Annotated in this window: 11 protein-coding genes; all 11 read left to right on the top strand. The window is 38.3% G+C overall.

All coding sequences use genetic code 11. The annotated features are described in order from the left end of the window. Window positions 1-97 precede the first annotated feature (97 nt). The 11 genes from K364_RS0115255 to K364_RS0115205 all read left to right on the top strand — a co-directional run bounded on the left by K364_RS0115255 (window position 98) and on the right by K364_RS0115205 (window position 14,893). On the top strand, window positions 98-1,030 hold the full coding sequence (locus K364_RS0115255; protein WP_051534124.1) for a glycyl-radical enzyme activating protein: 933 nt from the start codon (window positions 98-100) through the stop codon (window positions 1,028-1,030). A 116-nt stretch (window positions 1,031-1,146) separates the two neighbouring features. Further along, the gene (locus tag K364_RS0115250) at window positions 1,147-1,476 is read left to right on the top strand and encodes a DUF3870 domain-containing protein (protein WP_028308734.1); all 330 of its coding nucleotides are present in this window, start codon (window positions 1,147-1,149) and stop codon (window positions 1,474-1,476) included. 200 nt (window positions 1,477-1,676) lie between these two features. Continuing rightward, complete coding sequence (locus K364_RS0115245) at window positions 1,677-4,130, top strand: glycyl radical protein (protein ID WP_028308733.1); 2,454 nt, start codon at window positions 1,677-1,679, stop codon at window positions 4,128-4,130. 66 nt (window positions 4,131-4,196) lie between these two features. Continuing rightward, a complete protein-coding gene (locus tag K364_RS0115240; RefSeq protein ID WP_028308732.1) occupies window positions 4,197-4,643 on the top strand; it encodes a tripartite tricarboxylate transporter TctB family protein in 447 nt (148 codons plus the stop codon). A 23-nt stretch (window positions 4,644-4,666) separates the two neighbouring features. After that, the gene (locus K364_RS0115235; protein WP_028308731.1) at window positions 4,667-6,172 is read left to right on the top strand and encodes a tripartite tricarboxylate transporter permease; all 1,506 of its coding nucleotides are present in this window, start codon (window positions 4,667-4,669) and stop codon (window positions 6,170-6,172) included. Window positions 6,173-6,306: 134 nt separating this feature from the next. After that, window positions 6,307-7,302, top strand: coding sequence for a tripartite tricarboxylate transporter substrate binding protein (locus tag K364_RS24395; RefSeq protein WP_051534123.1), 996 nt, complete (start codon window positions 6,307-6,309; stop codon window positions 7,300-7,302). A gap of 64 nt (window positions 7,303-7,366) precedes the next feature. Further along, complete coding sequence (locus tag K364_RS0115225; protein WP_028308730.1) at window positions 7,367-8,659, top strand: nickel-dependent lactate racemase family protein; 1,293 nt, start codon at window positions 7,367-7,369, stop codon at window positions 8,657-8,659. A gap of 113 nt (window positions 8,660-8,772) precedes the next feature. Beyond that, window positions 8,773-10,173, top strand: coding sequence for an FAD-binding oxidoreductase (locus K364_RS0115220; protein WP_242841719.1), 1,401 nt, complete (start codon window positions 8,773-8,775; stop codon window positions 10,171-10,173). Window positions 10,174-10,182: 9 nt separating this feature from the next. Beyond that, window positions 10,183-11,427, top strand: coding sequence for a (Fe-S)-binding protein (locus K364_RS0115215; protein ID WP_028308728.1), 1,245 nt, complete (start codon window positions 10,183-10,185; stop codon window positions 11,425-11,427). Between the two features lie 32 nt (window positions 11,428-11,459). Continuing rightward, window positions 11,460-12,884, top strand: a complete 1,425-nt coding sequence (locus K364_RS0115210) for a hypothetical protein (RefSeq protein ID WP_028308727.1) — start codon at window positions 11,460-11,462, stop codon at window positions 12,882-12,884. A 95-nt stretch (window positions 12,885-12,979) separates the two neighbouring features. Next, window positions 12,980-14,893 (top strand): sigma-54-dependent Fis family transcriptional regulator, encoded by a 1,914-nt coding sequence (locus K364_RS0115205; protein WP_028308726.1) that lies wholly within the window; start codon window positions 12,980-12,982, stop codon window positions 14,891-14,893. The last annotated feature ends 51 nt before the right edge of the window (window positions 14,894-14,944 follow it).

Raw genomic sequence — 14,944 nt, 5'->3', positions numbered from 1 at the left:
GCATCCATGCAATAAAAATAAGTCAATGCTCAAATATGCGTAAAAGTTGTTTTTTGTGCATACTTGAGCATTTTTTATTTAAATGGAGGTGAAAAATTTGCAGAACAAGACTGGCCGATTAGTTAACATCCAAAAATATTCAGTTCATGATGGACCTGGTATTAGAGATTTAGTATTTATGAAAGGGTGCTCACTTAAATGCATCTGGTGTTCAAATCCTGAAACCCAGTTATTTGATTTCCAATTGGCCTTTAACAACACAAAATGTATTGGAGCCAAATACTGTGGATATTGTGCTGAAACATGTAATGAAGAGGCTATCATTGTTGACAAAAAAGGGTTAATCCAAATAGATAGGAGCAGATGCATTAATTGTTTCTCCTGTGTAGAAGTTTGCTGCTCCAAGGCGCTGCACGTTTTTGGTGTTGATATGACAGTCAATGAGGTATTTGATAAAACCCAAGACCAGGCAGAAACCTGGCGTTCAAATGGTGGTATAACCATTAGTGGAGGAGAACCCCTTATGCAGGCTGATTTTTTGGCAGAATTACTTGAAAAATATAAGAATGTAGGCATTCATACTGCTATTGAAACCACGGGCTATTGTTCATGGGAAAACCTTGAAAAAGTGGCTAGATGGTGTAATCTTATCTATTATGATGTGAAGCTAATGAATCCTGTAAAGCATAAAAAGTATACTGGGGTTGATAATAAACTTATTCTGGAAAACCTTAAAAGGCTGACAGAAACTTTCCCAGAGTTAGAAATTATAGTTCGTACTCCAGTTATACCAGGCATTAATGATAAAAATGAAGAGATCATGGAAATTGTAGATTTTCTAATTATCCTTAAAAGAATTGATGATTATGAGCTGCTTGCCTATCATCCTTATGGAAGCAACAAATATAAATTTTTGGGCATGACCTATAAAATGGATGGGATAGGTTCACCTGCAAAAGCCCAGATAGAAGAAATGAATCAACAAGCACGTACACGATTAGACCTAGGAACTAGTACAACTAACAAATAAGGTGGAAATATATAACGTATAAATAAGATAATCACATAAATAAGATATAGGCTATTTATTTGCATGGGAAGATATGTTATAATATTCTAAAAATAGCTGATGTAGGGGAAATGTCAATGAAAAGGATGGAGGGTTGTATACTGGTGGGTGGTAATGCTAAGCCGCCCAAGGAAATAACAGTTTACAAGATCATGTCGGTTCAGCTGCTCATTGACGTGAATACACATCGTATTGTGCAGTCTAATTTTAACTTGATTTCTCCCTTAACACAAGCCTGTCTGGAAGAACTGGTTAATGGATACTGCGTTGAGGAATCTCTGGAGCCATTGTTTCAAACCATAAAGGAAAAGATTTGCCTGTCCACCACAGGTTCGTTAATTCAGGCTATAAAAAATGCTGTTGAAAGATACAGGGAGAAAATGGGCAAACAAATATGCAGCAGATGAGATTTTTGTATTAAAAGATGCAGTGGCAGTTTAACTTATAATTAAATAAGGGATTTCTTGCTGGCGTCAATTTGTTGAAGTTGATGTTACTAAACAAGATAAAGCCCATGAACATACTTCAAGGCATTTGTCATGCCTGTGTGTTTTATGGGTTTTTTTAGTTGGTTGAACAAAATTATTACTTGAAAAGGAGGAGGTTTATGGCTCAGGTAGCTTATTTAACCGAACAAGAAAAAAGAATTGAAAGCGGCCATGGTCAGATGAGTCCAAGGTCACGTATTAATGGTTTTCTTTCGAAATTTAGAGATCAGGTGCCAAGAATTGATATTCAAAGAGCGGTTCTTTTCACCGAATCCATGTCGCAAACAGAAGAGTATCCAATGAATATTAGAAGAGCAAAAGCTTTGCACCACATTTTTAACCATATTGATGTAGTTATTGAAGACAATGAACTGATAGTTGGAACTTGTGGTGGCGCTGGAAGGCATTCTATCCTCTTTCCAGAACTCCGGGGCCCCTGGCTTGAAAAAGCTCTAAAAGCTGCAAAGGAAGGTAACGGTTATAGGATTACAGATAAGGAGATACAAATCATAAAAGAAAAGGTTATTCCCTATTGGAAGGGTAAGAGTGCCCATGAAAGATATCTGTCTATGCTTCCAAATGAAACTAAGGAACTTATTTATGGCGATGATGACTGGGGTTCAGCTGGGCTCTTACAAGACAATGCAAATATTAATGCCACGTTGAACTGGGCTGGACATTACAAGAAGGTTATTGACAAAGGTTTACTGGCAATAAAAAAAGAAATGGAAGAACGTCTGAGCCAGGTTCGTAATAATGACTATAATAAAAAGGCCTTCCTGCAATCTGCAATTATAGTCTGTGATGGCCTCATTGATTATGCCAAGCGTTATGCCAAACGTGCCAGGGAATTAGCCTCTATGGAAAGGGACCTGGTGCGAAAAAAGGAACTGGAGACCATTGCTCAAAATTGTGAATGGATACCAGCTCACCCCGCACGAAATTTCTGGGAAGCTTTACAGTGCCAGTGGTTTGTACAAACAGCTTATAAATTGGAACAACCAACAGTAGGTGTAATTTCTCTGGGGCGTTTTGACCAGTATATGTATCCAACCTTTATAAAGGATTACAAAGCAGGGGTTATAGATGAAGAAAAAGCTCTTGAATTAATGGAATGCTTGTGGTTTAAAATTGCAAACTATGTTCCATATAATGTAACTGCCACAAATAATTATTTTGAGGGTTACTGCCATTTTGAACAAACAGTTCTTGGTGGTCAGACAAGGTATGGGCAGGACGCTTCAAACGAGTTAACATACCTTGTGCTTAGATCAAAAAAAGAATTTCCCCTTCACTATCCAGACCTTTCTGTTCGGGTACACTCCAGAACGCCTGATAGACTTTTGTACGCTATTGTAGAATTGATCAAAGAAGGAACAGGCTTCCCTAAACTGTTAAATGATGAAGAAATTATTCCCCAGCTTTTACATGATGGTGCCAATACTCACGATGCCAGGGATTATACGCCTTGCGCTTGTACTGAAGTAAGACTTCTTGATCTTGATACCTATGTAACTGTGGGGTGTAACCCGAATACAGTTGCAGCCCTGGAAATGGCAATAAATGACGGGGTGGTGACCATTGATGGAAAGAAAAAAAAGCTCATGACTCCATCTATAAAGTTTTCTGATATTAAGACCTATGAGGATGTATTGAATAATTTTACTGAGGCCTGGGATTTTTTGGTAAAACACTATTATATTCGCCAGGCTGCCTTGGAAATTTCAAATGCCGCCTGTTTAGCTGCACCTTTCATGTCAATGCTTAATGATGCCTGTGTTGAAGCACTAACTGATATTCACCAGCCTATTTTTGGCATAGGGCTATCCAAGGATACAGGGAATCTCAGTGTAATAGGTTTTGGTACAGTTATTGAGTCCCTCACTGCTATAAAAAAGTTAATCTTTGAAGATAAAGCTTTTGATTTAGAGAAATTGAAGGAGGCTCTAGAAACAAATTTTGAAGATCATGAAAGAATTAGACAAATGCTTTTGAATGTTCCGCAGTATGGTAATAACGAACACTATGCTGATGAGATTGCTCGTCAAGTGGATGAAATCATTTGCGGGGTAATGCAGTGTTATCAAACACCAAATGGTCCTCAAAATCTAAAGTTTGTTCCAGTTACGACTCATGTGGCAATGGGCAAGAGAATGGGAGCAACTCCAAATGGAAGAAAGGCTGGGGAAGCATTTTCCGAAGGGGTATCTCCAACCCAAGGCCGCGATAGCCAGGGTCCATTAGCTACTCTAATTTCAATTGCCAAAGCCAAAAGTCGTAAATACAACAATAACCTGGCCAGGCTGGTAAACATTAAAATCAGCCCACAGGTTTTGTCAGGTGAAAAGGGTACGCGGGACCTAATGGAACTTATAAGGACCTTTGTAGATTTAAAACTGTGGCACATTCAGTTTTTTGTGATTAACAAATCTACGTTATTAAAAGCACAAAAGAATCCAGAAAAGTATAGAAATCTAATTGTACGGGTCGCAGGGTATAGTGCCTATTTTACAGAATTAAGCCCTAATCTTCAAAACGAAATCATCAACCGTACAGAGCATCAGCTGTGTTAGAGAAACTTTGACGTGAAAGGATGATGCGCGAAGTCATTTAATCAACATTTAGGAAGGAGCTGGCAGATGAAAAACTGGTATAAAAATAGAGATTTAATTGCAGGGATATTTCTTTTGATTTTTAGTGGTTGGGTATATTTTACTACACAAAAAATACCTGTTGGTAAAATTAGTGGTATGCCTCCAACTTTTTTCCCATCGTTTTTGGCTATTACCCTTGCTGTGTTGAGTGTGCTGCTTATTATAAGTGCCATTAAAGATATTCTTAGAAAGGTCAAACATGAATATGAGGAGCAGGATATTATCAAGGTTGTGCTATTAGTATTAAGTATTGTTTTTTATACTATACTGCTTAAGTATATTGGCTTTATATATACAACAATTTTGTATCTGGTTGCAACCATTACTTTGCTTAAGGGTGGAAGATTAATAAAAACAATTCCAATAGCCATAATCATATCAGTTAGCGTGTACTATATTTTTGGCAATTTCTTTCGGATTCCTTTGCCTTAATAACGTGGGAGGTATAAAAAGATATGATAGAGCAGTTTTATCATGCAGTGGCAATGGTTTTTGATCCCTATGCTTTATTGGTGCTAGCAGGTGGGGTTTTGTTGGGGATTATTTTTGGAGCGATTCCCGGTCTTACTGCAACCATGGGTGTAGCTATCTTAATCCCCATAACATTTGTTATGGATGCTTCTGTAGGATTAGTTATGCTTGTGGGGATTTATTGTGGGGGCATTTATGGAGGAGCAATTTCAGCAATTCTAGTTAGTATTCCTGGCACACCGTCGGGAATGATGACTACATTAGATGGCTATCCAATGGGGCAAAGAGGAGAAGCAGGAAAGGCGATAGGAATTGCAACTTATAGTTCTTTTATAGGGGGAATTGTGAGTGCAATAGTACTGATACTTGCTGCTCCTCAATTGGCCAAGATGGCCCTTTCCTTTGGTGCAGCTGAATATTTTATGATTGCCGTGTTTGGTTTGAGTATTATTGCTAGTATTTCCAGTGAATCCATTGTTAAAGGTTTAATATCTGGGGTGCTAGGCATGATGATGACAATAGTTGGTATGGATTATGTAACCAGTACTCCTCGATTTACCTTTGGAGTGATAAGCCTGTTATCAGGCTTTGCCTTCATTCCTATGATGATTGGGTTGTTTGGAATGAGGGAATTTTTAACACAAGTAGCACTTAGAAGATATAACTTTAAGGTTGAGCAGAATGTAAAGAACATTCTACCCACCTGGAAGGAATTTAAGAATCTATTACCCACAAATATTCGTGGCGGATTCCTGGGGTCGCTTATAGGGGCTTTGCCAGGGGCTGGTGGTCCTATTGCTTCATTTCTCTCCTATGACTTTGCCAGAAGACTATCAAAAAAAGCAGAGAATTATGGAAAGGGTGAGCCAGAGGGAGTTGCAGCTTCTGAATCAGCGAATAATGGGGTTACCGGAGGGGCTTTAATTCCTATGCTAACCCTAGGAGTTCCTGGGGATGGCGTTACTGCTGTTATGCTTGGTGCATTTATGGTACATAACCTCAGGCCTGGGCCATCCCTTTTTGTCAATCATGGCGATTTGGTTTTTGCTATATACATTGGGCTAATCCTTTCATGTTTTTTCTTGTTGGGATTTGGGATGATTGGAGCTCGGTTTTTTGCAAAAATTTTAACTCTGCCAATGCCCGTTTTGCTCCCTTTTATTTCAGTATTGACAATTGTTGGAGCCTTTGCCATTAGAAATTCTATATTTGATATCTGGGTAATGCTGGGATTTGGGGTGTTTGGTTATATCCTGTACATGTTTAAATTTCCCCCAATGCCTATGATTCTTGGTATTGTTTTGGGTCCCATTGCTGAGTCAAATCTGAGGCGTGCATTATTGGTTTCTGAAGGTAGTTGGTTAATCTTTATACAAAGACCAATAAGCCTTGTTCTTCTTTTTCTTACTATATTGCTTGTAGCTTACCCCTATGTAACTGGTGTCCACAAACGTAAAAGTGAGTTAGAAAAGGCGTCCAAATCAAAATAATTTACTCTTAACATAAAAATTTGCGGGTAATTAAAAGGTTATAGATTGGAGGTGAAATTGAATAAAACTGTGGCAAATAGTGTAATGGGGTTGGAGTTAAAAAATTAAATTCATTTAAAGGAGTGGGTGATTCAATGAAAAAAGTGAAAATGATCTTTATGATTGTCCTGGTTGTTTTTTCTTTGTGTGTTGTGTTGACAGGCTGTAATACTTCAAATAATGCAGGTGGAAGTAATGGTGGAGGAGATGATCAGCAGGCAATCAATTTCCCCACTAGACCTATTACCTTGATTGTTCCTTATAGTGCAGGTGGGGGTTCAGATTTGATATCAAGAAGGCTAGCTCAAACAGGAGCCGAAGATGTACTTGGTGTTCCAATCAACGTAATTAACATGCCTGGTGGATCTGGAGCAGTAGGATATGCAGAACTAACAAATAGGGCAGCAGATGGTTATACACTAGTTAACTGTACATCTACTATAGTTACTTTAAAGCTTTTAGGCCATTTAGATCTTAACCATGATGACTTTAAAATTGTTATTGGCTATAATTACGAGCCAGCAGCAATTGGTGTCTACGCCGGGCTTGGCATTGATACCCTTGAAGAATTTATAGAATACTCCAAACAAAAAACAGTTTCCATGGGCACTACTGCAGAAGGCGGCATCTGGAATATTGCAACCCATGCAGCAGAAGAAGACCTTGGAGTTAAGTGGAATATAATTCCTGATGGAGGCGGTGGTGCAGGTCCAGTAATCGAAGCTGCAGGTGGAAACATTGATGCAGTTACTGCTAGTCCCCTGGAGATCTTCGGACAGGCTGAAGCTGGTAACCTGAAATTCTTGGCCATCATGTCAGATGAAAGATTAGAGGCTTTTCCAGATATACCTACTTTTAAAGAATTAGGTTACAACACTGTGGTCACCACAACTAGATCACTATTAGCCCATAAAGATACCCCCCAAGAGATCATTGATATCCTGTACGAAGCATTTTTGGTATCTGCAAATTCTCAGGAATACAAAGAATTTGTTAAGAATTCTGGTGCTGGTTGGTTGAACTATGATGGTGCAAAGATGAAGGAAGTATATGACAGGGAAAATGAAATTTTTGCAAAAATTCTTAATTAAGAAAAGGGGAGATGTTCTCTCCTCTTTTCATTAAGAAATATAGTCAGCAAAAGGAGTAAAAGAAATGGTAATTGTAAAAATTCCTTTTAATAAAGATGAAATGGAAGTATGTATATCTGAAAAAAATTTCTTGGGTGTATTAGAACCCAATCCCGTTAATGGATTGGTAAACCTAAAGAGTAAAATTATAGAGGCACTTAGAAAACCAATAAATTCTAGACCACTTGTTGAACTTGCGAGTGGTAAGAAGAGGATAGTCATTGTAATTACTGATATTACCAGACCTACTCCTGATCATTTATTAATTCCTGCAATTTTAAAGGAGCTAGAAGGTGTTGGAGTTAACCGAAAAGACATTACCATACTAGTTGCTACGGGTCTTCATAGGCCCAATAATAGGATAGAGCTATCAGAAAGACTTGGAGAGGATGTAGTTAACCAGTATCGTATTGTCAATCATGTTGCTATCAATAAAGAGGAACAGGTATATCTGGGACAGACTACACAAGATTGCCCCATATGGATTAATAGGATTGTTGCAGAGGCTGATTTAGTCATCAGTACAGGGATAATTGAGCCCCATTTTTATGCCGGGTTTAGTGGAGGAAGAAAAAATATAGCCATAGGCGTAGCTGGAGAAGAAACAATCATGTTCCAGCATAGATGCCAGGTTTTTGATCATCCATGTACCCAGATTGGAAATGTAGAGGGCAATATCTTTCACGAAAATGCCATGGAGATAGCCCAAAAAGTTGGTTTGGATTTTATGGTTAATGTTGTTTTGAATAACAAAGGCGAAGTAGCCGGCATAATAGCAGGGCATGTTAAAGATGCCTTTGATGAGGGTGTTAGAATAGGTAAGGCAGTTTATCAGGTGGAAATTGAAGAACAAGCAGATATTGCCATTGCTGGTATCGGTTTTCCTAAAGATACAAACCTATATCAAGCAACTCGCGGGGCCAGTTGTATAGCATTTAGTCCTTATCCTGCTGTCAAAAAAGGAGGCCTTATAATTATACCTGCTGAGACCCGGGAGGGAGCTGGGCAGGGAGTGGGTGAACAACGATTTTATCAGCTCATGAAAAAAGCCGAGGGTCCCGAGGAGATCATTTACCATATTAAAGAAAATGGTTTTCCAGCTGGGGGACAGCGTGCCTATTTAATGGGTTTAACATTAAGGTATGCAAAGATATGTATTACCAATTCCAAGACTCCAGAAGTGGTTAGGCAAATGCATATGAAAGCCAAGGAAACCATATTGGAGGCTCTTGTATATGGCATGCAAATTCATGGTAAAAATGCAAAGGTGATAGTGCTTCCTCATAGCCTGCAGGTTATTACTACCAAGAATAAATAGTAGGTCTGAAACTATAAATAGCGGGAATATTTATGAGGAGGATTCCTGGGTTCAAAGGAAGAAAAGGAGAATAATCTATCATAGATACTAAAAATCCTAAAAGGTTTTTGCAAGTGGGCAGCTTTGTTAAGGGGATGATGAAACTGGAAAGAAGAGTTATAGAGAAAATTATAGATATTGTTGGCAAGGAAAATGTTTATACAAATAAAGAAGATAGAATATGTTACTCATATGATGCTACCTTTCAAAGGCAAATACCAGGGCTTGTAGTATTACCAGGAAGCGTTCAAGAGATACAGGCTGTTGTAAGGCTTGCCAATTTAGAAAAGATTCCATTATTCCCTCGGGGTGCAGGAACAGGACTAAGTGGAGGCTCTATTCCCATGGATACTGGGATAGCCGTAGTTTTGACTAGACTTAATTCCATTAAAGAAATTAACAAAAATGATATGTTGTGTGTTGTTGAACCAGGAGTAGTGACAGAAAAGCTCCAGCATCAGGTAGACAAAGCTGGACTATTCTATCCACCTGATCCTGCTAGCTTGAAAACCTGTACAATAGGGGGAAATGTGGCAGAGAATGCTGGGGGGCCCAGGGCCCTAAAGTATGGTGTAACCAGGAATTACGTAATGGGTCTTCAAGTCATAACGCCAACAGGGGAAATCATGCATGTTGGAGGAAGGACAGTTAAAAATGTTACGGGTTACGATTTAACTGGACTGCTTACTGGAAGCGAGGGGACCCTGGGTATCATAACGGAAGCTATCCTTAGGCTTTTGCCCAAGCCCAAAGCTATTAAGACGGCCCTGGTAACTTTTAAACAATTAGAAGATGCCGCCGCTGCAGTTTCCGGTATGATCTTGGAGGGTGTTACACCCACAACTTTGGAAATAATGGATAAAATTACAATTATCTGTGTGGAAAGACATGTCAAACTAGGATTGCCTCTGGATGTAGAGTCTATTTTGATAATAGAAGTTGATGGATCAGAAACTGCAGTTAATGAGGATATGGAAAGGGTTAAGAAAGTATGTCAAAAATTTAACTGTGGGGACTTCCAAATTGCTTCTGGGGTTCAAGAAAGGGATGCACTTTGGAAAGCAAGGCGGTCTGTATCTTCAGCAGTAGTTCAACTCAAACCTACCAAAATTTCAGAAGATGCAACTGTACCCAGGAGCAGGATACCCGAGATGGTAAAAAGGCTTAATGCTATAGGCAAAAAATATGATCTTTTCCTGCCGGTCTTTGGTCATGCAGGAGACGGGAACCTGCATCCCAATATTATTGTTGATAAAAATGATAAAGAAGAAATGCAACGTGTAGAAAAAGCAACAGAAGAAATATTTAAGGCTGCTCTGGAATTAGGTGGTACACTATCGGGGGAACACGGTATTGGTACAATGAAAAAACCATTTTTAGAACTGGAACTAGGTGCTGTGGGTATTGAGTATCTTAGAGCCATAAAAAAGGCAGTAGACCCCAACAACATCTTAAACCCAGGGAAGATTATATAGGTGAATGAAATGAGCAAAGCATATCTTGAGAGCATAAAAAAATGCAGTAGATGCGGAGGCTGTCAGGCCCATTGTCCCCTTTACCTAGAAACATTTAGAGAACAAATGGTGGCCAGGGGAAAGATGGAGCTCCTTGAAAATCTTCAAAAAGGCTCTATCCAATGGAACAAAAAGCTTGCAGATATCTTTTCTGCCTGTCTGCTATGTGGAAGCTGTACAGAATCCTGCCCAAATGGTGTCTTTGCTGATAAGCTAATAATGCATGGCAGGAAAGAGCTTGTAGAGAATAGAGGTCTGCCCATCATTAAGAAAAATATTTTTCAACACCTGCTTAAATACAATGGGCGTTTAAATATTGCTGGTAAAATACTTTATCTGTATCAAAAAATAGGCTTGCAAAAGCTCCTGCGGGTCGCTCCAATCTTAAATTTGGTGTCCAACGATCTGGGAAACATTGAGGCCATGCTGCCAAAGGTTGCCTCTGGTCCATTTCGTGGCAGGTTTCCTTATAGAAATACAGTTGAAAACCCACGGTTAAAAGTAGCCTATTTTACAGGGTGTATGACAAATCTAATTAATCATAACGTGGGATATAATATTATGAAGCTTTTAAAAGCCCATGGAGTAGAGGTATTAATACCAGAACAAGTATGCTGTGGTGTACCGGCTTATGCCAGTGGAGACTTTGCAGCAGGGAACTTCCTTGCACAAGAAAATCTGAAAAACTTTCTTTCAGAAGAAGTGGACTATTACATTTTTGACTGTGCCACGTGTCTTTCCACCTGGTTAGATTATCCTGAACTTTTAGAAACTGATAAAGCAGCAAAAGCTTCAAAAAAACTCATGGATATAAATCACTTTCTTGTGGAGGTGCTGGATATAAGAATTGATGCTGTTGAGTATGGTGTTAAAGTGACTTATCATGATCCCTGTCATTTAAAACGAACACAAAGAGGCAGAACAGCCCCGCGAGAACTCTTGAAGAGACTTGAGCCTGCTTATGAATTTGTTGAGATGGATCTTGCAGATCAATGCTGTGGTTCTGCCGGCTCCTTTGGCCTTACCCATTACAAGTTGTCCCAACAGGTAGGGAAAAGAAAGCTGGATGGGATTAAAGAGAGTAAGGCAAGTATTGTAGCTACAGCCTGTCCTTCCTGTATGATGCAGTTGTCCCATGTTTTAAAAAACGATAAAAGCCAGTCATCAGTCAAGCATTTGGTAGAAATTGTGGGAGCATGCTTTCACAGAAGTTAGTGATAAATTATTCGAAATTAGGATGGTCTTTTGTGAAAAAAATATTAGAAAAGATCTATGTGGTCTGCATCATTAGTGCCATTAGTATAACCTTTGTTCAGGAATTTGTTTCAATTGGCCCCTTGATGCCAGTTAAAACTGTATTTTTGATTGGTGTTGTTGGCATTGGTCTTTTTTATGCTAGGGGCATAATACTATTTATGAGCATCATTCTTTTAAGCATAGGTCATATCTTAATCTTCAAATATAAAATAGGATATGAGGTGTGGATAGAAGGGATAACAAAAAACCTGCCCCTTGCTACAATTTTTGTAGTTGTGCCAATTTTGTCTATTCCCCTTAAGCTGGGTGGTTATCTAGAGCCTATTGAGTATTATTTTAAAAAGCATATTAGAGATACAGGACCTCTGTTTTCTGTTATTAGCAGTTTTATTTTTGCCTTTGGCTCCATAACTAACCTGGGAGCAGTTAGGATAGCACATTCATTACTGGAAGGGGTTAAGTTTCCATCAAGATTTCTGGCCCTGGCATATTCAGTTGGTTTTGTGGGATGTGTTGCCTGGTCACCATATTTTGCTTCAGTAAATTTGGTGCTTCACTACACGGGTCTATCTTTGGGGAAATATTTTATATTTGGATTTATTTATGGCTTAAGCATTTTAATTATCGGCAACTTGTTTTTCAGAATATGGTCTTTGCTTAAAGCTAATAATTTACCGAATGTGAGTGATCTCAAGGAAATTGATGGTCAATTTATAGCATCTGACAACAATAGGGCCGATGATTTATTCCATAATTTAAAGCTGAAAAAATTGCTTTTAATATTGGCTGGGCTTATTTTGACAGTGGTTGTTTTTGAATATTTCAGTACCCTTAGCAGCACCATGTATCTAGTAAGTTTGACAGCAGCTTTTTATGCCGTATTGTGGGCCTTGTGTATTAAAAGGTTAAGGCAATTTTTTCAGGCCCTTAAAAATTATTACAAGACTGTTTTAGAGGTAAAAAATGAGCTTGTATTTTTCCTGTGTGTGGGATTTTTTGGGGTAATCATGACTCATACTCCTTTTCAAAACAGCATCGAAGGTTTTTTTGGGCAGGTCTCAGGCTTATCCATATTCTTTCTTGTTGAGATAATTATTTTGACTATATTGGTTCTTTCCATAGCTGGTATTCATCCTGGAATAACCATAACTACCCTTGGACTTTCACTCAATCCGGCTGTTCTTGGTATTTCGACTATTGCGTATGCATTGTCTTTAATCGCCGGTTGGTTAAATAGCATGCTCCTTTCTCCTTTTGTAGTAACAAATATTGTGGTTAGTGGTTTGGTGAAGGAAAGTCCTTTTTTATTAGGTTTTAAATGGAACAGGGTGCTTGGCCTTATAGTATTAATTTTTTCAGGTGTTTATATCACACTGGTAAATATGCTATATGTAAATGGTTTTGTTAAGTTATAGCTTCCAAGCTGCCACCCCATAATAGAGGATATTAATGTTTCACTGGAGAATTAAATAGTATTATATGATGGTAAGGGCTTTAGGGGGATGGAGCAGTGAAATTCGAAATAGGAGTTATTGCCCCAGATAAAGACTTATATATTTTAGTTAAAGAGCTTCAGAAAGAAGTGAAAGAATCGTTAATAGTTGAAGTTGGATTTTTAGAAGAAGCAATCCTTGTGGCTCAAGATCTGATAAATAAAGGGGTCAAGGTAATTGTTTCAAGGGGCGGAACTACAACAAGGCTGCGCGAGGCAGGGATTCATGTACCTATTATAGATATACCCATAACTGAATATGACGTAATAAAACTTTTAAACCAGGCAAAGCACATTTCTAGAAAAATTGGTGTAATAGGATATGATTCTCTTGCCAAGGCTGCACAGGATATAGCCCCAATTTTAGGTGTGCAGGTTCAATCTTTCCTGGTGCAAAATGAATCTGAAGTTCGTTCCAGGCTAAAAGAATTAAATAGACAGGGAATTTCTGTGATAATTGGAAGCAAGCTAGCTGTAGAGTGGGCCAACAAACTGGGAATGAAAGGTATTTTAATTAAGTCTCAAAAATCAGTAGTTTTATCAGCTTTGAATGAAGCGGAAAAGGTTCTTAATGCTCTACATAATGAACGTGAATGGGGCCAAAGGCTTAATAGCATTTTAGATTCAATTAGAGAAGGGATAATTTCTGTAGATAGAGACGGAAGAGTAACTCACTTTAATCAAATTGCAGTTGAAATTATGAAATTTAATCAAGATCCAATTGTAAACTATCATATTAAAGATATATTTAAAGACGCTAGTTTAATCAGGGCTGTTGAAAGTGGTGAAAAATGGATTGGCGAAGTAAGAGAAGTTAACGGTACCAAATATGCATGCGGCTTAAATCCTATAATAGTTAACGATCAATTATTAGGTTCTATTATAAGTTTTCAAGATTTAAGTGATCTGCAAAGAATAGAGTATAATGTTAGGCGCAATCTTTATAAAAAAGGGCATATAGCCAAGCACTCTTTTAATGACATAATTAGAAGAGAAAGTAAATTAGAAAAAATAATATCTAAAGCAAAGCAATATGCATCTGTTGATTCAACGGTGTTAATACAAGGAGAAAGTGGAACTGGAAAAGAAATTTTTGCCCAAAGCCTACACAATTACAGCAGGCGAAGTGGCGGACCTTTTGTGGCCATTAATTGCGCTGCCCTGCCAGAGCATTTATTGGAAAGTGAGCTATTTGGTTATGTAGATGGGGCTTTTACAGGTGCAAGAAAGGGAGGGAAGACTGGTCTTTTTGAACTGGCTCATAAAGGCACCTTATTCTTAGATGAAATAGGTGAAATATCTCTTTCTGTACAGGCAAGGCTACTAAGGGTCATTGAAGAAAAGCAGGTGATGCGAATAGGAGATGATAGAATTATACCCATTGATGTTCGTATATACTGTGCTACTAACAAAGACCTGCGTGCCGAAGTCAAGAAAGGCAAGTTCAGGGAAGACTTGTATTATCGTATTAATATACTTAAATTGGATATTCCTTCATTACGAGAGCGCAGAGAAGATATTCCCGCTTTAGTTGAACATTTCAATGAGAGGCTTAGCACCCAACTCAATAAGAATTCGTTATTATTAACAAAAAAGGCCCTAGAAATGATTGCAAGTTATCCTTGGCCTGGAAACATTAGGCAGTTAAGAAATACTATAGAACGTTTAATTGTAACTAACGAGTCAACTATCTGCTGCCCGCAAATTGAAGAAGCCCTGGATGAGGCTTGGGATAGCCCTGAAGCTAACAGGAATGCTCCACAGCAAGAAAGATTAATTTTAAAACAGGAAGAATACAACATAATATTAAAAGTGCTGGAGGAAGCAGGGGGCAATAAAGCTGAGGCCTGCAGAAGGCTGGGTATCAGTAAAGCAACTCTATGGAGAAGACTAAAAGCATTTCAAAATGAAACCTATAATATTGAAAAGTAGTTTCACAATGAAACTACTTTTTGTGTTTTATTTGTAAAGTTCAAGCTTTTC

Source organism: Desulfitibacter alkalitolerans DSM 16504 (assembly GCF_000620305.1).
In the GTDB taxonomy this organism is placed as follows: Bacteria; Bacillota; DSM-16504; order Desulfitibacterales; family Desulfitibacteraceae; genus Desulfitibacter; species Desulfitibacter alkalitolerans.
The sequence above is the reverse complement of the archived record's forward strand: the minus strand, read 5'-3'. Positions and strand labels throughout refer to the sequence as shown.